Source organism: Vibrio sp. 2-Bac 85 (assembly GCF_037546705.1).
Taxonomy (GTDB): domain Bacteria; phylum Pseudomonadota; class Gammaproteobacteria; order Enterobacterales; family Psychromonadaceae; genus Psychromonas.
This window is the reverse complement of record NZ_JALAAB010000001.1, coordinates 171,857-191,324: the sequence shown is the minus strand read 5'-3', so window position 1 is coordinate 191,324 and position 19,468 is coordinate 171,857. Positions and strand designations below refer to the sequence as shown.

Genomic DNA, 19,468 nt, shown 5'->3' with positions numbered 1-19,468 from the left:
ATGACATCAAAAAAGTCATGAAATAAAAAATGACTCTATTGTGAGTCTTTTGTTTGCCTGTTTATTTTATTGCTTTAATTGAGAATAAGGTAAACCAAAACATTTGGCTTGCATGGAGTTACCTCCTTTATAAATAACAACGATGGCTATAAAAATGATAATTAAAAAAACAATAATAAAAAAAACAATAATCAAAAAAACAAAACTAACATTCGTATTGGCTGGTGCATTATTATTCTCATTACCAATGAGCCAAGCCTTTGCACATGCCGAACATTGTGAAAGCAAAGATACTGAGCTTGGCGAAACAATGAAATACATGAAAAGTGAACTGAGGGCTTATGTGAAAGGGTTTAAAACTGATGACGCTAAAAAAATGCAAAAGCACTTGAATGAGCTATTAATGTTAAGTGACAAAGCTAGCCAATATATGCCAGTTATGATCACTAAAATACAGCATGCTGATTCAGACAAAACTAAAATGAAAGAGATGGATCATGCCAAGATGGGCATGTCTGTTATGTCGAATATGCAAGGCATGAATGTTGAACAACATAATCAAAAGCAAAAGTACGTAACAGAGATAAAGCAGTTAAATAGCTTATTTAAAGCATTAAATGCAACAAAAGACGAAACTGAAATCAAAGCGATTTTAAATAAAATTCAAACACAAACTAAAAAAGGTCATAAGCAATTTCGTCAAAATTGTAAAAAATAGTCAGCTTCATAAACGAACATGAGGTGACTTTATATCAATGACATTAGCGTTCACATTCATTTTGACAGTAAGCGTATTATTTGTGTTTTGATTAGAAAAAGAGCCTACATACGTCAATTAAAGGCGTAAATGGTTACTTTTTTAGCAAATTGGTCATGCAAAGATGCAGGTGAAAGCGACTGAAATAAACCCATATTGATTAAAATTGCTGTTAAATGACTTTTAACACTGAATGTGTTTCTGTTGATTTTTTTGCTTCATAAACACATTTATCTGCAATTTTTATTATTTCCTGTGGGCTTAGCATGCTTTCACTTTGATCTTTTATGGTGACTCCTCCAATCGCTGATTTTATTGGTAATTTAATATTAAAATCTAAAAAAGGCGTTGCAAAAGAGTCGATGATTCGAGTAATAAATTGCGCTAGATTTTGTTCGTCGGTATTAGGTAATAGCATACAGAACTCATCACCGCCTAACCTTGCTAATGTATCTGTTTCTCTTTTTACTTGATTGAGACGTTGTACAAAATGTTTAAGAAATAAGTCCCCGACTTCATGCCCGTAGGTGTCATTGACCTTTTTAAAACTATTTAAATCGAAATATAATAAGGAAAAAGATTCTTTATAGCGTTTAGATTTTTTGATCGTTTCATTCATGCGGTCATCAAATAAATAGCGATTAGCTGCACCTGTCAATGCATCATAATGAGCAAGTCTCTGTAATCGCTTGGTTAATTTGTAGTCTTTTAATAAAGAGCGAGTGGCGTGCCGTAACGAGTAAATAGATAAGTTTTCTTTGACAATAGTATCAATAATTGTAAAAGCATCCTTGCTATCGCTGTTATTTACATAGCTATCTGCATAACTTTCAGCATAACTATCTGTCACCAACAATAATGGGAATTCATGTCCCATCGAAGCGTAATTACTACTGATTTTTTTGACGTTTTGTAAATAAAGTGCCTCTTGTATAATGAGTAACTGGTCGCAACTGGGTAATAGACGTATTTCGGATAGCTTATCTATACTCACTCGTTTTATTGCGTCGACCATCATATCTGAGACTTTAATTGTTGATGCAATCCAGTTAAAAAAACACTCATCTTCGCAGATAATAATTATATGTAAGCGTTGCTCTATCATAAATATCCCTTTAACTATATTTAAAATAACCAATCAAACTGCGGGATGAGCTGAAAGTTTAACTATTGGTTGAAATGGAGGTGATGTTTCTATTATCCCGAGGTTAAAGATTAGCTGTAATCAAACTCGTTTGATAGGAGCAGTTTTGCATTTTCAGTGAAAGGCTAGGGAGGAAGCAGGCTTTGCATCAAATATTGATACAAAACCTACTTAATTTAATATTGAGATTAGCTTTTTGGTGTTGCTAAAAATACCTTAGAAGGGTCAACCAATAAACGTTTACCAATTGCTTCACGCCCAAAAAGCATTAGGTAGTTCATATCAGTACGATCAGTTAAGGTAATTTCTATTGGCCAAGTTTCTTTACCTAATGTCATTGGTGTTTCAATAACATAACGTTGTTCTGCAGTGCCATTCGATGATTTTATTTTACGAATATCACTGATCACTGCTTTACATGAAATTAATTTCTCTACGTTATGAATATCTGGGTGAATATCAAATTTCACCCAAGGTTTACCATTTTGCATATATTTAACAATATTATCTACATGCAGTGACGATGTTTTAGCGCCAGTATCGACCCTTACCTGCATATCATCAATACCTAAGTCAGGTAATGCAATTGACTCTAAGCGACCAATAATTGTTTTCTCTTTTGATACCATGTTATTGACCTCTTATTCCGCTCTTAATGCACTATGAGTATTCATATCATCTTCAGGACGCAGAAAATCTTGTACTGACTCAATGTGTTCCTGCACCGCTTCATCATCTTCTTTAAAATACGCAATGTGGAACATTGCTTCACCTTCTTGTACCAAAGGTATATTTTGTTGGCCAATCAAAATACCAGAGCGAGTGGCTTTAACAACACCTAAAATTTCACCGTAAGGGCTACCAATCTCTGCTAGTTTGTCACCTGCAGTTACGCGATCGCCTAGTTCTACTAAATGCTTCACAACTCCGCTGGCGTTAGCACGTAACCAACCACTGCTATTAGCAATATAGGGTTCATTTAATTTACGCTTAGAGGTGGTTTTACGCATCATCTTAAGGTGGCGTAATACATTTTCTATTCCTTTGATGCCCGCATGAATAGAGAAATCATCAAAGCGTAATGCTTCACCTGCTTCATATAATAGTACTTTGGTGCCATTTTCGACGGCAGACTCACGTAAAGAGCCATCTAGCACATTAGAGTGTAAAATAACCGGTACAGCAAAAACTTGTGCCAATTCTTTGGTTTCTGGGTCGGTCATATCACCACGGATTTGCGGTAAGTTGGAGCGATGAATCGCTCCCGTATGCAAATCGATGCCATAGTCACAGTGTTTTACAATTTGTGTTAAAAAGATATGTGCAACACGCGCCGCTAAGGATCCCTTTGGGGATCCTGGGAAGCAACGATTTAAATCACGTCTATCGGGCATATAGCGACTTTGATTTACTACGCCATAAACATTAACCATAGGTACCGCGATCACGGTACCGCGAATAATTTTAAAATTAGGTTTGTTAATTAAACGCCTAATGATTTCAATACCATTTAACTCATCGCCATGTACAGCTGCACTAATAAAAATAGTTGGGCCATCTTTTGCGCCACGAATAATTTGTACGGGTAATGAAACATCGGCATCGGTATACAACTTTGCTACCGGCAGTTCAATTTTACACTGTGTACCAAGTAAAATATCAAAGTCGCCTATGCGTAATTTTTTCATACTCTATCCTTTACCACGAGTTTTATTGGTCACAGCTTTCGGTTTCTTTTCAATAAAGTCAAAGACCATACCAGCAATGTTTTTCCCAGTCGCTTTCTCGATACCTTCTAAACCTGGTGATGAGTTTACTTCCATTACCATTGGGCCACTTTCTGCGCGTAATAAGTCAACACCACAGAAATTTAACCCCATAATTTTTGCCGCATTAATCGCTGTCTCACGTTCTTCTTTGGTTAGTTTAACTACCACAGCAGAGCCACCTCGGTGTAAGTTAGAGCGGAACTCGCCCTCTGCACCTTGACGTTTCATTGCCGCAACAACTTTTCCGCCAATCACTAAACAACGAATATCAGCACCACCAGCTTCTTTGATGAACTCTTGTACTAAAATATTCGCTTGAAGGCCCATGAATGCTTCGATGATACTTTCAGCTGCTTTAGCTGTATCAGCCAATACCACACCGATCCCCTGTGTACCTTCAAGTAGCTTAATTACTACAGGTGCACCACCAACATTCTTGATTAAATCTTTAATGTTATCTGGTTTATTAGCAAACCCAGTACGTGGCATACCGATGCCTTTTCTAGACAATAATTGCATTGAACGCAATTTGTCACGTGAGCGGCTTATTGCTACAGATTCATTGACATTATAAGTGCCCATCATTTCAAATTGGCGTGCAACAGCAGTACCGTAAAATGTAACAGATGCACCAATACGCGGAATAATCGCATCGTAATGTGGTAGTTCTTTACCGTGATAACGAACAGTAGGGCGGCTACTGGTGATATCCATATAACAATGTAATGTATCGATAATATCCACTTCATGGCCTTGCGCTTCGCCAGCTTCTTTTAAGCGACGAGTAGAATATAATTTTGGGTTTCTAGATAAAATTGCAATTTTCATAAGTGTTATTCCTGTATTTAATACCATTAATACGTTAGATGGTTAGCATGTTGATACTGAGTCTTAGCATTGTTTAAATAAGGTTGGGTTACACATGCAAACCAACAAACTTACTGTTAAAAAGTGGCTTTAAATTCGAACTCAGATTAAGTTCGTAGAGTGTATAAACAAAACGCTATATAATAAAATTAATTGTTTTCGGGTCTTTGATTAAAATTTTTGATTAGTGGGTAAGTGTATGAAAATAGAGTTATTAAAAACATTTCTAGAAGTGAGTCGCTCTTTACATTTTCGTATTGCATCAGAAAACTTGTTTATTACTCAATCTGCAGTGAGTGCGCGCATTAAGTTATTGGAAGATGACTTGGGTGTTTTACTCTTTGACCGCAGTAAAAAGCATTTAAAATTAACACCGGAGGGGCATCGTTTAATCAAACATGCCAACGAGCTAATTTTTATGTGGCAAAAGACCAAGCAAGATGTAGGGATCACCGCACAACACTCAATGCAGTTAGTGGTCGGCGCAAAAAGTACAATATGGGATATAGTTTTGCAAAATTGGCTGCAAAAAATCCATCTTAATATTGAAGATGTTAGCTTGTTAACCAGCACCTATAGCGCACCGGAATTACGCAAAAGTTTATTAAATCGTATTATCGATATCGGTTTCCTGTTTGAGCCTACTTTTGTAGGTGAAATTATCTCCGAAAAAGTGGCGACTGTCCCCTTACATTTAGTAACGACAGACCCTGAGCATGCGCGTAATGCAACGCCATTGAATGATTTTATTATGGTGGATTATGGTGAGTCTATTACGGCCCAATACTTACGTGAGTTTCAAGACGCTCCAGAAGCAAAGCACTTTATGAGCCAACCTAAGATCGCATTGAATTTTATTTTAGAAGTTGGTGGAGCTGCTTACTTACCGCGTCAAATAACGTTTAAGTATTTATCTGATAACCAACTCTTTTTAGTAGAAAACGCACCTGTATTCAGCCGTGATATTTATGCTAATTATTTAGCTAATAATCAAAAAAGAGAAACAATTGAACAAGCCTTAAAATTATTCCCTAATATTAGACAGTAAGCCTGTACGTTAAGATTACTTATTGTGCTGATGTGTTGCGAGTATCGAGAGAAAGTTTCCGCAACAGTGGCTAGTTATAAATAGTTTGATGGGTAATAAATAATCCAGTAATAAAGAGTTTGGTTAAGGTTTTGATGAAGAGGTAGGTAAAGAACCCGAGGCATTAACGGCTGTCATTAATTAATGCCTCTGGAAGAGATATGTTTAGTCTTCAACTATAGTAGCAACAAACTACCAAGTCCTAGGAACACAATAAATCCAAAAATATCGGTCACAGTGGTTAATACCACGGAGCCTGATAAAGCGGGATCAATATTAAATTTACTTAATATCCAAGGTACCCAAACGCCCGATAAAGAGGCGATTAAAATATTACCTAAGATAGAAATAAAGATAGTCAATGAAAGCAGTGGGTTATCAAACCAAACAAAGGTGATAGCGCCAATCACAATCGCCCATAACACTCCGTTAATAGCTCCCACTTTAAGTTCTTTAGTGATGATATCTTTTTTATTGGCATCGTTAATTTGTCCAAGCGCTAAACCTCGTATGATTAAGGTAATCGTTTGGCTACCTGATATCCCACCCATTGAGGCAACCACTGGCATTAATACCGCCAAAGCAACTACTTGTTGAATGGTGGCTTCAAATAAACCAATAAACCAAGAGGCTAAGAAAGCCGTTACTAAGTTAATACCTAACCATACCGCGCGGTTTTTTGAGCTTTGCCAAACATTACCGAATAAATCTTCCTCTTCCACTAAACCGGCAGATTGAATTAATTGTGCTTCGATAATTTGTTCTTTATAACGATACGCAGTAGGTAAATCTAAACGTCCAGTTAAGCAACGGTTCTCATCAATAACCGGTAATGCAGACTTATCTGAGTCAATCAACATTTCAGATGCATCAGCAATGTCATCATTACTGCTAACAAACTCCACATCGGTATTAATTAAAGCGTGAAACTCTTCATCAGTATTCGCTTTAAAGACCGCATTTAATGCAATCTCACCAACTAATGCTGCGTTCTCATCGACGATATAAATAACATCAGTAAAAGAAGGTAAGTTCTTACTACATACTTTTTTTACCGTTGATAGCTTCAACTGTTGTGGTATTTGAACTTCAGTAAAGTTTTGCCAATGACCTACTTCATCAAGTGAATAATCACAGGATTTTTTATATAAACTACGTTGCTTTGCCGTCATGTTAGTGACAGCATAATCAACAAAACGATCATTTAGACTTTCAGATAACTCTAAAAGATCTACCGCGTCCAATTTAGTTAAAAGAGGAAAGCAGTCTTCATCTTCCAGAGTACCAAGTAGTAACTCCCTAGATTCATGCTTCATCACGATAAACACATTTTGCTGTGTTTCTTCAGCTAATGTTTTCCATAAGCTGATCCTGAGTTTAACGGGAAATGACTCTAATAAAATTGCAATTTGTTCATCGGATAACTGTTGCTCAATTTCTGCAACTAATGCGCTAATATCCTGCTCTGATTCAAAGCTATTATTAATTTTTTCAATGTAATCGGGTAATAGTTCTACTACCATAAACCCTCCTTTTTTTATTTGTGCTATGAATTTTATGCCGCTAGAAAAACGGGGTTATTTAGCTTTTTATTCAATCGTTTATTTGATTTTAACTTTGCCTAGTTATTTATTATTTTGCATTAATTGTTGTTGCTCAAACCACAATTTCATAAAGTCTGCGGTCAAGCTCTGTTCAATTTCTAGCGCACGGTCAGTGGGGCAGAAAATAGTAAATAATAATTGTGTATCTCCAATATCTGAAGTGGCCACTTGAATATGTGGCTCAGGGCCAGCGATGTGAACATCTAAACGATTTTCAATTAGTTGGTTGTAACGTATTGCTACATCGTTAAAATCTGCGCAGTAACTATGTGCTTTGTCATATAGTTCTTCTAAAAAAACAAAGGGATTAACACTGCCATCGCGTGTGATTGTAAAATGGTGCATGGCATATCGTTTTAGAAAGTTTAAGTTTTTAATGGATGAGGTAATTAATTTGCTATTAGGTACATACAAGGTTTTCCCTGTGTACTCATAGGCATCAATGTTGACCTCTAATAAGGTTAATTTAGCCCAGTCAATGGAATGCACTTCACCATAACTATCGCCTACTTGTATCCAGTCTCCGATACGAAAAGGTCGGCTTGATACAATATATAAAAAGCCAATAAAGCATTGAATAAACTCCCTCGTCGCAATCACAATAGCAACCACAAAGGCGGCAATTGAAATAGCAAATTCATGAAATTCGGCGGCCCAAATGTTAAAGATGCCAATAAAAATAAGTATCGTAATTGCATTATTTACAATATTCATTTTTAAGCGCTTATTAGATTTTCCTTTTTGCTGCAGCAATTTCAATATATAAACTTTACTGCCCATTAATACTAAAATGAGCAGGATAGTTAATACACTATTGCTGTTGATTAGTGCTTGAAAAAAAGCGTTACTTGTTAAATCAATTGAAAGGAATTGTTCAAACATAATTACGGGTGCTCGCTTAAATCTGGTGTATTTTTTTATTTAATGAAGTTTAACAACAACCTATTTTATTACTACCACTACTTACTCGTTAGTGGTGGTTAAACGTTTAATGCATCGCTATTTGTCATCGCTATTTGGGTGGTATTTATTGCTGGGTGTCGTCCATTAATCACAATGATGCGATTAATGGCCCGAACATGATTAAAAAATGTAAACAGTACCTATTATTTTTTAATGGAAACTCTCTCTCTATTAAGAGTTAATGAGCCGTCGATATGCAGGTCTCTTTGTGGATAAGCAACAACGATATTATGTTCTTCAAAGAGCTCTTCTAAACGAAATCGAATATTACTGCGCATCACCCTTAAACCGCCTTCTGTTGTTGAATCTAACCAAAAGGTAGCTTCAAACATGAGTGCGTTATCACCGAAGTCTTCAAAGGTAACAACAGGTGCTGGTGACATCACGATTTTTTGTTGTTCCTTAGTGGCTTGCATGATCAGATCCGCTACTTTTCTCGCTGGTGACCCATAAGCGACGCCTACTGTAACGGATGTTCTAACCAAGGTGTCAATTAAGGTCCAGTTAACAACGGTATTTTCCAATAATTTACTATTTGGAATAAGCAGGTGTACACCATCTACTCGACGTATTCGTGTAGAGCGAGTGTTGATTTCTTCAACGACTCCTTTCGCATCTTCAACTTCTAAAAAATCACCAATACGTATCGGGCGTTCCCACATTAATATCCAGCCACTAATGAAGTTATTAATAATGTTTTGTGCACCAAAACCAAAGCCAATTGCAATGGCACCGGATAAAAAAGCAAATGCGGTGATTGGCACGTTAATTAAATCTAGTGTTGTTATTAGTAAGATTGCCATTGCAATCACGTAGAACATACGTAGCAGCAAATGGATAATATTAGGATCCGTTTTCTTTGAGACTAAACGTTTAGTGATCAATTTTGCTATCCAGCGTGTTAATATTATCCCCATAATTAATACAGAAGGTATCAACAAAATACTGCCTAGGGTAATAGCGTGATCGGCTACGGTTAGGATCTTATACGATAAGATGTCGTTGATTTGTGTTAAGTTCATAAAAGTTCCTTTAGTCGCCTTTAAACGCCGGTGTAGTTTCAAACGCGGGTATAGTTTCGTAAGCTTTATCGTTTTTCAGCCGGCAAATGATTGTTATCGGTAGAGTCGCATTAATACGAACTTGGCTTTAGTGTTAATTTAACTTTTGACCGAAGTCGATGTTTTAATTTGCAGTTCTGGTGGTTGTATGCCTTTTAACAACAAGCCAAATATATCTGCGCCAGTAATAATGCGCTTGTTCTCTCCCCAAATAAGTAATACATCTCGTTCGATTGCGCCATCAAAAGACTTATCCACGGGCTCAATCATTTTCATTTTAATAATGGCATCGTTTAACATGGTTGATTCATCGTTAATGATGGTTGGACGATGACAATGTTTATACGGGTCAAAATTTTCTGTTTCAAAAAATACATCACGTAAGAAGCTATCTGAATCGACCACCACAAGAGGATCTCCCTGTGGGTTAGTTAATACTACCCAACGATGGCCTGATTTATTCATTAATCTTAAAAATTCATTATTCGGTGCGGACGTAATCTCTGGAATAATCGGTAAATCTAACTTGGTTGGCAAGGCAATAATAGAGTCAGGATCGATTACTTCTCCTTCTTCGATGACTGAAATCTTATCCAATTTAAAAAAGTTTAATGCACCGATACCTTCTACATGGTTAATATCTGTTTCTTCTGCTTCAATATGTTTACGGATAATGCTACTTAACTCACTCTCAGCTAAATAGGTGATACCTTCTTTACCCAACCAAGCGTCTAAAATTAACGCAGTAGGTTTAGCGACGGGGTAAAATAAAATCTGATAAAACTTGATCACCGGCGCTAATAAAGCGCCCATTTTCAGAGCATTTCTTGAGAAATAAGCTTGTGGCGTGATCTCACCAATGATGGTAATAGCGATCGTTGAAAATAGAAAAGCACTTATTCCTGCTAAGGCAGAATCAGATAATAAGGTTAATAATACATTGATTCCAACATTACCCCACAGGATCGTGGTTAATAAAAAGTTCGAGTCATTACGTAACCCTAATACTTTTTTAGCTTCTTTATTGCCTTTTGTTGATTCAACTTCGAGCTGTAATCGGCTTAATGAAAATAAGGCAATATTCAACCCTGAAAAAATAGCTGATTGCGAGATGCATAATGCAATGGCAACCCAGGTGATAATTTCTAAGGACATACTCCACCGAATAAATTTATAAAAGTTAAAATAAAGTTTATAACCTTTACCTAAACAAAGGAATTTATTATTGATAAACAATAAAAAGATGACACGAAGCGCAACCTAGCTCACTATACATATACCCATGCTACCTCAAGATGCAAAGTCAGCAAGGCAAATTGTACCGAGATGCTAGGCATAAAATTGAAGTATAGTTATTCTACATAGAGATTTTATAACAACGCAGATGGGTACAAGTTGCCTTGCCCTACGGGGCGCAACCTCTTACATCAGCCCTGCGTTGCAACAATCAAAAAGGGAATAACCATTGAAGGTGCTAAATGCTTGCATTTACACCTGCCGATAGAGGATTAACGAAGTTAATCTCTCGAAAGGCCTCATGTTGCGCCTTGCTCTGCTATCCGAGGTTTCGCCTGACAAAGCATCTTGAGGTGGCATGGGTATAGATAGTTATAAACAAGATTAAAAATCGTTTAAGTCATAAAAAGAGAATAATTATGATCAGATGTATGTTGTTAAAAGAAGATAAGTCATTCATTTATGGCGATGAGTCCTTAGTTGAGATTTGGAAGCAGAATCAAAATGATTCTTTATGGATAGATTTTGATTCCCATGATCAAGAGAAAGAGCGCTTATTCATGAAACAATTAGGGTGCCATTCTTTAGCGATTAAAGACGTACAACGTGATCGCCATCCGCCAAAAATTGAATTGTTTGATGAATATATATTTATGCTTTATCGCGGTATTTTTCATCCCGGTGATGATTTAGTCTTTGAGCACTTACAAATTGGTATGTTTGTAGGCACTAATATTGTGATCACTTCGCATGCTAAAAAATCTATCTCTATTGATAAACTATTCAGTGTTGAAGGGGAAAAGTATCTATCAAAAAGCCCGATCACTTTAGCGCTCAGGATCTTTCATTATAGTTGTGGTATCTACCTTCAAAAACTATTTGAATTTGAAGAAAAACTAGAGTCCTTAGAAGATAAGTTTCAGATGGGAGGCGATGATAAAATGATGCAGGAAATTACTCTGTATCGTTCTCGTTTGACTAAGCTTAAACGCACGTTTAATTATCATAGCAATATCGGTAGTGAGCTGAAAATATTAGTGACGGATGAAACGCCTATCATCAACCAAGCTGAACTACATACGGTAACCGATGTTCACGAGCGTATTGAGCGCTTATTGAGTTTGTCGCAAATGCATTATGATATTTGTAGCGATCTGATCAATGGTTATTTATCCGTTACATCTCACCAGCTAAATGCCACCATGCGAGTATTAACGGTGATCACCGCTATCTTTATTCCGTTAGGTTTTTTAGCGGGATTATATGGTATGAATTTTGAATATATTCCTGAGTTAAAAGTAACCCACGGTTATTATTATTTGCTCAGCTTTATGGGCTTTATTTCATTAAGTTTAGTTATTTTATTTAAGAAAAAACGGTGGCTCTAGGTTTGTTGACGACATTACCCATTTCAATACGTCATCACGTTGTTTTATTTGTTCTAACTGCACTCATACTGGGTTTAGGGTATTACTTTTCCTTGATCCAGTTACTTGATACTGAGTGGTTTTCTCGGTCAGGTAGTGTGGTAGTGGTATTAGGTATTATTTCTGGTTTTTCTGGCATTATCGAAGAAAGGGTCTTAATGAGCCGGCTATCAATACGAAAACGCCTCGAAATATTACAAAAAAAACGTAAATTAAGATTATTAAAGGCAACGCCAGACTATGTGCAAGAAGAGCTAGATGATATAGAAGAAAAATATCTCATACTAATCAAAGAGTCGATGCATTCAATTAAATTTAATGCGGGGATAAGTGAAGGTATTTTACTTATTTTAGGCACATTGACCTGGGGCTTTGGCGATATTGTTTTAACCTTTATTGTATAGTTTTGTATTCTATTAATGTGCAATGGTAATACTCAAGTCATCTTGATTTAGAACCTGTTTAACTCACGACTTGTTGGCTTTTGCATCTTGATTGATAACAGGTATATACTCGATCAACTCTCTATTAATGTGAATTTATATATGATTACAGAACAATTTATTTGGTTTATTGATAGTCGCTTTTATTACCAAACGACTTCATTAGATAAACTGGTTCATCTTATTCCGCCGCATCAAACAACGCTGAAAATAATCATCGATGCAAGTACACAATTAAAGGGGCGTGGTTATTGGCATCTATTCACTGAAAAAGATACTTTACTCGATGAATTAATGGCAAAAATAGAGTTAAAAAAAGCAAAATTAATTAAATTTTTTGACATGAATGCGATTAAGGTAGAGATAGTGATTAATCAATCTGCCGATTATCTTAAAGTCCTTAATACTGACATTAAACAGAATGCAAATAGCCTCGTTGTGATTGAAGATAATGTGGTTGAGAAACGACATTCAATCTTTCAAAAGTTAACGGATATCGATTGTCCTGTGCTATTGCTCAACCATAAAGCCTGGAATGATCCTATTAAATTGGTGGCTGCTGTTGATCCATTACATGAGCATGCTAGGTCAGGTACTATCGACGAAAATATTATTGCATTAACTGAAAGTTGGTCGCGCCTATTAAAAGCAGGCTGGGTTGTTGCGCATTGTTATTATGTGACCTCAGTATTAGTGAAATACAAGCATAAAATATTAGCGATGCATCGAGATGGGTTAGCAGACTTTGCTAAGAAATATCGCGTCTCTTCTGGTAAATGCATTTTATTGGAGGGCGTGCCAGAGGTCGCACTAAGTGCATATATCACCAAAAATAATAGTAATATCTTAGTAATGGGGATGGTGACCAGAAATAAACTAGAGCAACTCTGGATCGGCAGCACCACAACCGCGCTATTAACCAAGTTGCCTTGCGATATTTTATTGGTTAAGAAGTAGCTAATCGTCTTAATGGCTACTTCTTTGAAGATACTCTATATAGATCCACTATACCGATAATCCAAAAAGCGAGTAGCGCATAAGAGTACATATTAAGAGTTTGCATACTTGCACCGGAGCTCATTAAAATAGCATCGCTGATCGCGTCGATAGTTAAGGGGATCTCTCCTCGTTGAATGTTTATTATTACTTGCTCTGTTTTAGTAAACATTTCTTTAATCAATAACCATAACGGTACAGAAAACCCCGCCATAATAATTGCACCCGTTATGTAGTACTTAAACAAAAAATGCCCTAATCCTGGATAGATGAAGGCTGACGTCAATACCGCTTTTAATCGTTTTTTCATAGGCTTGGGTAATCTTTAAAACCTAATTGAGATGACACATTTTTACCTGCTTGATGTAATAAGCCAACATAATAGCTGAGGCGATCTTCATCAAAACGTATTGTAGGTAGTGAAATTGAAATACCAGCTATCACTGTGCCAAATCGGTCATATATTGGTGTGGCAATACATCTTAATCCTGGTTCTTGCTCTTGGTTATCTTGTGCATAGTGTTGTTCTTTAACCAAGGTTAATTCTGCAATGAGTTGATCCGTGTTCTCTAATGTTTTCTCTGTGTGCTTAACAAATGTAACGCGAGATAATGTATCACGAATAAAATCCTGTTCACGTTCAGCTAATAACACTTTCCCAATAGCGGTACTATAAAGAGGGTTACGGCGACCGATCCTTGATTGCATTCTTAAGCTGTAATTAGAATCAATTTTATGAATATAAATAATTGAATCATCATCTAATGCACCTAAGTGTAATGCTTCATTAGTTTGCTCTGAAATGAATCGCATCTCTTTATCAGCTAAGCCAATTAAATCTACGTACTCTAGCGACTTCGCGCCTAATTCAAACAGTTTTAGGGTTAAAGCGTATCGATCCGCTTCCTCTTCTTGCGTTACATAACCGAGTGTTTTCATAGTTTGCAAAAATCGGTAAGTTGTTGCTTTAGACATCATTAAGCGTTGTGATAGCTCGGATACACCGATATTTTTTTGTTCACCCAGGGCTTGTAAAATACTAAATACCTTTAATACGGATGAGACTGATTCAGGCTGAGTTGGTTTATCCATTGTTTATCCTTATTAAGCACTATTTTATACATTATATAGTGTGGGATAGCGTAGTGCAGTATTTTTAAAAGTCCTTTTTAAAAATTTAAAAACAGTAATATTTTCTATCAGAAAGTAAGACACTTATTATTTTATGTTAATTATAAAACATCGTTTCAATAATATTTGTTGGTTGTGGTTTTTTTGTGTATATTGAAGCATGCTGTTTAGGGTTATTTCTTTGTTCAGGTGAAAGTAATTAAGGAAGATATTATGATTTTGGAATCATTTAGTTTACAAAATAAAGTGGCAATTGTGACTGGTTGTAATACTGGCTTAGGGCAGGCTATTGCACTAGGGTTGGCAGAAGCTGGTTGTAAAGTGGTTGGCGTGAATCGTTCTGCTCCAGTGCAGACTATGGAAAAAATGGAAGCTGCCGGTTATGAGTTTCTTGACCTGCGTGCTGACCTAATTAAACAAGATGGTATTGCGGATATCATTAAAGAAACACTACAGCGTTTCAATAAAATTGATATTTTAGTGAATAACGCCGGTATTATTCGCCGTGAAGATGCGCTCGATTTCTCAGAAGAAAACTGGGATGACGTAATGAATGTTAATACTAAGACTGCTTTTTTTATGTCTCAAGCCGTTGCCAAGCAGTTTATTGCACAGAAGCAGGGAGGGAAAATCATTAATATTGCTTCGATGCTTTCTTTCCAAGGTGGTATACGTGTCCCTTCTTATACTGCATCAAAGAGTGCATTAATGGGTATCACTAAAGCCATGGCGAATGAGTGGGCCAAATTTTCAATTAATGTTAATGCTATCGCGCCTGGATATATGGCAACAAATAATACGACGGCATTGAGAGCCGATGAAGCACGGAATACTGCGATCCTTGAGCGTATTCCTGCTGAGCGTTGGGGCACACCTGAAGATATTGCAGGGCCTTGCGTGTTTTTAGCTTCCGAGGCCGCAAACTATATCCATGGTTATACAATTGCCGTAGATGGTGGTTGGTTAGCACGATAAGTAAAGTATACAAGAGGGCGCTATTTAAGATCTGTTACAATTATTGAGGCTCGTTTAAGCTTTTCTATCAGTGACTATGAGCGATTTAAACTTTGCCTCAGTTTTAAGCATTTGCTTTCATAGCTATTTTCATAGCTATTTTCATAGCTATTTTCATAGCTATTTTCATAGCTATTTTCATAGTTACTTTCATAGCTACTTTCATCAGTTGCTTTCAATAAGTTGTTATCTTAAATTCAAAAAATAATTGCAACGGCTATAATAACTATTAGCGTTTATTGTTATTAGGGAGAACGACTCAAGCGGTTTTATCGTTAAGTGCCTTTCGTTCTAATTGTGCGATCAGGCCGCCTAGTATGGCTAATCCCTGTAAAATTTTATCAATATTGATGGCAGAAAAACCTAACCTTATATAGTTTTTTGGGGCGTCTTGTTGCATAAATAAAGTATCGCCTGATTCAATTAAAATACCTTGTTGTGCAGCTACTTCACGTAATTTATGGCTAGTGATGGTTTTAGGCAATCCTATCCAGAAACAGAAGCTACCTGGTGTAGAGTGGATTTCACAATTCAATAAATACTGTTCAATACCTTGTTGCATCTGTAACCATTTTTTTTCATAGGTACGGCGCATACGGCGTACATGGCTGTCGTAATAACCTTGGCTAATAAATAGAGCAGTAATACGTTGGTTGTTAGACGGTGGGTGGCGATAATGCAAAGTGCGTAATGTACGTAACTCGGTGATCAATGATCTATCCGCCACCATATAACCAATACGTATACCTGGTGTTAGCGACTTGGATAAACTGCCGGTGTAAATAACTCGACCATCTTGGTCATAGCTTTTTAAAGCGGGAAGCGGTTTTTCAATAAAGTTAACTTCACTTTCATAATCATCTTCAATAACAATAAAGTCATCCTTTGAAGCTTGCTCAAGCAAAGCTTTACGACGCTCTATACTCATGGTGACAGTCGATGGGTATTGGTGACTCGGTGTCACACAGACATAATCACAATCATTAAGTTGTTCACCTACTTTTAATCCCTGATGGTCAACTTCCAACGCCTTCATTGGGCTATCACATAGTGAAATGACATGTCGTAAATTTGCATAACCGGGATTTTCTACGCCGAAAGTCACTGACTTGTCTGCTAATAAGCTAGTTAATAAAAACAGAGAATTTTGTGTGCCAAGAGTAATTAGTATTTCATCGGAATCTGCGCTAATACCCCGTTTTGATAGAATTTGTTGGCGAATTTGCGATACCAACTGTGGATCATCCATATCGATATAACCTTCAACCCATTCATGTAATTTGCCTTTGCTTTCTGCTATTCGTGAACATTCTCGCCATTGATAAAGCGGAAACTCACTGACGTCAATATGGCCATAAATAAAAGGGTAGGGATACTTGCTCCAGTTTTCATCTTTATTGAGGGTCGATAACTGGCTAGGGTGTTTTTGCAAGCGTTTAGACCAATTCGGTTGATTGAGGTTTAGTGTCTCTGCTAAATGGTCTTTTTGCACCGAATTGGGGAGGCGTTGCACCATAAGTAAGTCTGGGTGTACAAAAAATCCACTACGTTTACGCGCAATTAGAAAACCTTCATCGACTAAACTTTCATACACAAGTACGACCGTATTTCTGGATACTTTCAATAGTTGTGCCATCTTCCTACCTGAGGGTAAGGCCTTGTCACCAAAGGCATCTTGCTCGATTAGCTCGACTAATTTTTCACGGATCTGTTGTTGATAAGTGCTGTTTTGATGCAGCTCAATATTCATTAAAAAATCAACCATAGGGTACCTGCGTTAAAAGTTGGAGCGAATTTTGTTTATAAGTTTTCATGTGCTTAACAATCTTTGTGTTTGTTAATGCATTGTTAAGGCAATTTTTGAGCCAATCTGTGTTTTAACCTTGCTCCTACTGTGGTTAATTACAGATTGTTAAAGTGGTTGTTATGAAAATGGGCTTATAAAATTACATGATTAATCGTGGACCATGAATTTAAAAAACTGGCTCTGTATCTTATTTTTTTCACCGCGTAGTTTAAATAACGAAAGTTACGTCACATCCAGAGCATCAGATAAATAAGGAATTTTAAGATGAAAAAATCTAAACCAACCAAGTTAATGACAGCCATGGCAGCGCTATTATTTGCATCTACGGTAAGTGCAAAGGATGTCACTATCGGGTATATGGGCATGAATAATCCTTGGAAGCACGCGATTAACGAAAAGTTAATAGAAAAAGAAACGGGTTATGAGGTGAAATGGAAACGTTTTGACTCTGGTGCAAAAGTAATCACTGCGATGGCATCAGGTTCAATTGACCTTGCTTCTGCAGGTTCTAGCCCAATTGCTGCCGCGGTGAGTCGTGGTATCGAAGTTGAATTAGTTTGGATTTTAGAAAATATCGCCGATGCGGAGGCGTTAGTGGTACGTAAGGGAAGTGGTATTACTGCACCATCAGATCTTAAAGGTAAGCGTATTGCGGTTCCTTTTGTATCAACAACCCATTTCCATGCTCTGTTTGCATTGGAGCAATTTGGTTTATCGGATAAAGACGTTAAATTAACGAATATGCAACCGAATACTATCAACGCAGCATGGCAACGAGGTGATATTGACGGTGCATTTATCTGGGATCCTGTATTAGGCAATATCAAAAAAGATGGTGATGTATTAATTACCTCTAAAGCCTTAAGTTCATGGGGGAAACCTACTTTTGATGGCTTGATCGTTGATAAAGAATTCGGCAAAGAAAATGCGGATTTTATGGCTAAGATATTGAAAATAGCCGGTGACCTTGACCAGGAATATCGCAGCAACAAAGACACATTTGATGCATCTCATCCCATTGCAAAATCAATCGCAAAAATATCTGGCAGTGATGTTAACCAAGTTGCAAGTGTATTAGGGCTTTATGAATTCCCTACTTTCACGCAACAATTATCATGTACTTGGTTGGGTTGTGGTGCCGATGGTGGTGCTGCCAAATCTTTAAAATCAACGTCAGAATTTTTGAAAAAAGAAAATAAAATTAACGATTTAATGCCTGATTATAGTGTCTTTGTTAATCCTGAATACGCAATTGCGGCATCAAAACTATAACTCATCAATTACGTTAAGAATATTAATTTAGGAGCGTTGTAATGAACACATTGAAAGTTTGCGAAGTCTCAGTTGTCTATCCCGGCTCAGAGGGTGGCGAGTCGGTGACAGCTTTATCAGATGTAAATCTGACCATGGAGCAAGGTGACTTAGTGGTTGCTTTAGGAGCATCAGGTTGTGGTAAAACAACGTTGCTAAATCTTATTGCTGGTTTTATTTCTCCAAGTAAAGGGTATCTAACCTTAGGTAGCAGTAAAGTAAAAGGTTATCCAAGGGTGTTATGTGGTAAAGAGATTGGCGATGAAGTCACTGGGCCAGATGCAGACCGCGGAGTAGTGTTTCAAAAACACGCATTATTACCTTGGTTAAATGTGATTGAAAATACTGAGTTTGGTTTAAAACTGCAGGGGGTGGATAAAAAATTACGTCGTGAACGTGCTGCGGAATATCTAAAACTGGTTGGCTTAGAAGACTTTCATCAGCATAAGGTTTATCAACTTTCAGGTGGTATGCAGCAACGTGTTGGGATTGCTCGTGCGTTAACTAATGACCCTAAAATGTTGTTACTCGATGAGCCTTTAGGTGCACTGGATGCACTGACTCGCGAGTCATTACAAGAGTTATTGCTAGATGTGTGGCGTAAAACCAACAAGATGATGTTTTTTATTACGCATAGTGTTGATGAAGCCTTGTTGCTAGCAACTAGATTAGTAGTGATGTCTCCTCGCCCTGGCCGTATCACACATCAATTCGAGTTAAATTTTAATCAACAATTCTTAGATTGCAGAGATGCAAGACAAGTTAAATCTAGCCCCGAATTTATAGCGATGCGTGAAAAAGTATTAGCCATTATTCATGGCGATGAATTGGCCGTAGCCTAAGGAACGATT

General features: G+C 37.0%; 19 protein-coding genes. 8 read left to right on the top strand and 11 right to left on the bottom strand.

The genetic code is table 11. From position 1 onward, the window contains the following. Positions 1-154: 154 nt before the first annotated feature. Positions 155-718: a hypothetical protein gene (locus MT390_RS00890; RefSeq protein WP_499439063.1), complete on the top strand. Its 564-nt coding sequence runs from the start codon at positions 155-157 to the stop codon at positions 716-718. A gap of 211 nt (positions 719-929) precedes the next feature. Here the strand turns inward: MT390_RS00890 and MT390_RS00885 are convergent, their stop codons facing one another. The 4 genes from MT390_RS00885 to rimK all read right to left on the bottom strand — a co-directional run bounded on the left by MT390_RS00885 (position 930) and on the right by rimK (position 4,498). Then, positions 930-1,862, bottom strand: coding sequence for a GGDEF domain-containing protein (locus MT390_RS00885; RefSeq protein ID WP_499439061.1), 933 nt, complete (start codon positions 1,860-1,862; stop codon positions 930-932). Between the two features lie 227 nt (positions 1,863-2,089). Further along, positions 2,090-2,530, bottom strand: coding sequence for an ATP-dependent zinc protease family protein (locus MT390_RS00880; RefSeq protein ID WP_166368282.1), 441 nt, complete (start codon positions 2,528-2,530; stop codon positions 2,090-2,092). A 12-nt stretch (positions 2,531-2,542) separates the two neighbouring features. Beyond that, positions 2,543-3,589, bottom strand: coding sequence for a succinylglutamate desuccinylase/aspartoacylase family protein (locus tag MT390_RS00875; protein WP_499439059.1), 1,047 nt, complete (start codon positions 3,587-3,589; stop codon positions 2,543-2,545). A 3-nt stretch (positions 3,590-3,592) separates the two neighbouring features. Next, positions 3,593-4,498, bottom strand: a complete 906-nt coding sequence (gene rimK, locus MT390_RS00870) for a 30S ribosomal protein S6--L-glutamate ligase (RefSeq protein ID WP_166368278.1) — start codon at positions 4,496-4,498, stop codon at positions 3,593-3,595. Between the two features lie 238 nt (positions 4,499-4,736). Here rimK and MT390_RS00865 point away from each other — a divergent pair, with 238 nt between their 5' ends. Further along, the gene (locus tag MT390_RS00865) at positions 4,737-5,585 is read left to right on the top strand and encodes a LysR family transcriptional regulator (protein ID WP_166368276.1); all 849 of its coding nucleotides are present in this window, start codon (positions 4,737-4,739) and stop codon (positions 5,583-5,585) included. A gap of 215 nt (positions 5,586-5,800) precedes the next feature. Here the strand turns inward: MT390_RS00865 and MT390_RS00860 are convergent, their stop codons facing one another. The 4 genes from MT390_RS00860 to MT390_RS00845 form a co-directional block, all read right to left on the bottom strand. Then, positions 5,801-7,147: a magnesium transporter gene (locus MT390_RS00860; RefSeq protein ID WP_499439056.1), complete on the bottom strand. Its 1,347-nt coding sequence runs from the start codon at positions 7,145-7,147 to the stop codon at positions 5,801-5,803. A gap of 102 nt (positions 7,148-7,249) precedes the next feature. Continuing rightward, complete coding sequence (locus tag MT390_RS00855) at positions 7,250-8,110, bottom strand: mechanosensitive ion channel family protein (RefSeq protein WP_499439054.1); 861 nt, start codon at positions 8,108-8,110, stop codon at positions 7,250-7,252. A 224-nt stretch (positions 8,111-8,334) separates the two neighbouring features. Continuing rightward, positions 8,335-9,213, bottom strand: coding sequence for a mechanosensitive ion channel family protein (locus tag MT390_RS00850; RefSeq protein ID WP_499439052.1), 879 nt, complete (start codon positions 9,211-9,213; stop codon positions 8,335-8,337). A gap of 138 nt (positions 9,214-9,351) precedes the next feature. Then, positions 9,352-10,407, bottom strand: coding sequence for a DUF21 domain-containing protein (locus tag MT390_RS00845; RefSeq protein WP_499439050.1), 1,056 nt, complete (start codon positions 10,405-10,407; stop codon positions 9,352-9,354). Between the two features lie 500 nt (positions 10,408-10,907). Here MT390_RS00845 and MT390_RS00840 point away from each other — a divergent pair, with 500 nt between their 5' ends. The 3 genes from MT390_RS00840 (at position 10,908) to MT390_RS00830 (ending at position 13,315) form a co-directional block, all read left to right on the top strand. Beyond that, on the top strand, positions 10,908-11,876 hold the full coding sequence (locus MT390_RS00840; RefSeq protein WP_499439049.1) for a magnesium transporter CorA family protein: 969 nt from the start codon (positions 10,908-10,910) through the stop codon (positions 11,874-11,876). Beyond that, entirely contained in the window at positions 11,867-12,319 is a 453-nt protein-coding gene (locus MT390_RS00835) for a hypothetical protein (RefSeq protein WP_499439048.1), read from the top strand. The genes MT390_RS00840 and MT390_RS00835 overlap by 10 nt, the downstream gene beginning before the upstream one ends. 141 nt (positions 12,320-12,460) lie before the next feature. Then, entirely contained in the window at positions 12,461-13,315 is an 855-nt protein-coding gene (locus MT390_RS00830; protein ID WP_499439046.1) for a universal stress protein, read from the top strand. Between the two features lie 16 nt (positions 13,316-13,331). Here the strand turns inward: MT390_RS00830 and MT390_RS00825 are convergent, their stop codons facing one another. Then, on the bottom strand, positions 13,332-13,664 hold the full coding sequence (locus tag MT390_RS00825; RefSeq protein WP_499439044.1) for a hypothetical protein: 333 nt from the start codon (positions 13,662-13,664) through the stop codon (positions 13,332-13,334). Next, entirely contained in the window at positions 13,661-14,446 is a 786-nt protein-coding gene (gene kdgR, locus MT390_RS00820; RefSeq protein WP_299662861.1) for a DNA-binding transcriptional regulator KdgR, read from the bottom strand. The genes MT390_RS00825 and kdgR overlap by 4 nt, the downstream gene beginning before the upstream one ends. Before the next feature lie 252 nt (positions 14,447-14,698). Between kdgR and kduD the strand changes: the two genes are divergently transcribed. After that, complete coding sequence (kduD, locus tag MT390_RS00815) at positions 14,699-15,460, top strand: 2-dehydro-3-deoxy-D-gluconate 5-dehydrogenase KduD (RefSeq protein ID WP_166368256.1); 762 nt, start codon at positions 14,699-14,701, stop codon at positions 15,458-15,460. 298 nt (positions 15,461-15,758) lie between these two features. Here the strand turns inward: kduD and pdxR are convergent, their stop codons facing one another. Beyond that, complete coding sequence (gene pdxR, locus MT390_RS00810; RefSeq protein ID WP_499439043.1) at positions 15,759-17,264, bottom strand: MocR-like pyridoxine biosynthesis transcription factor PdxR; 1,506 nt, start codon at positions 17,262-17,264, stop codon at positions 15,759-15,761. 306 nt (positions 17,265-17,570) lie between these two features. Here pdxR and tauA point away from each other — a divergent pair, with 306 nt between their 5' ends. Together tauA and MT390_RS00800 are read left to right on the top strand one after the other, a co-directional pair. Continuing rightward, positions 17,571-18,578, top strand: coding sequence for a taurine ABC transporter substrate-binding protein (gene tauA / locus MT390_RS00805; protein ID WP_499439042.1), 1,008 nt, complete (start codon positions 17,571-17,573; stop codon positions 18,576-18,578). Between the two features lie 41 nt (positions 18,579-18,619). After that, on the top strand, positions 18,620-19,459 hold the full coding sequence (locus MT390_RS00800) for a taurine ABC transporter ATP-binding protein (RefSeq protein WP_299662868.1): 840 nt from the start codon (positions 18,620-18,622) through the stop codon (positions 19,457-19,459). Positions 19,460-19,468: the final 9 nt, after the last annotated feature.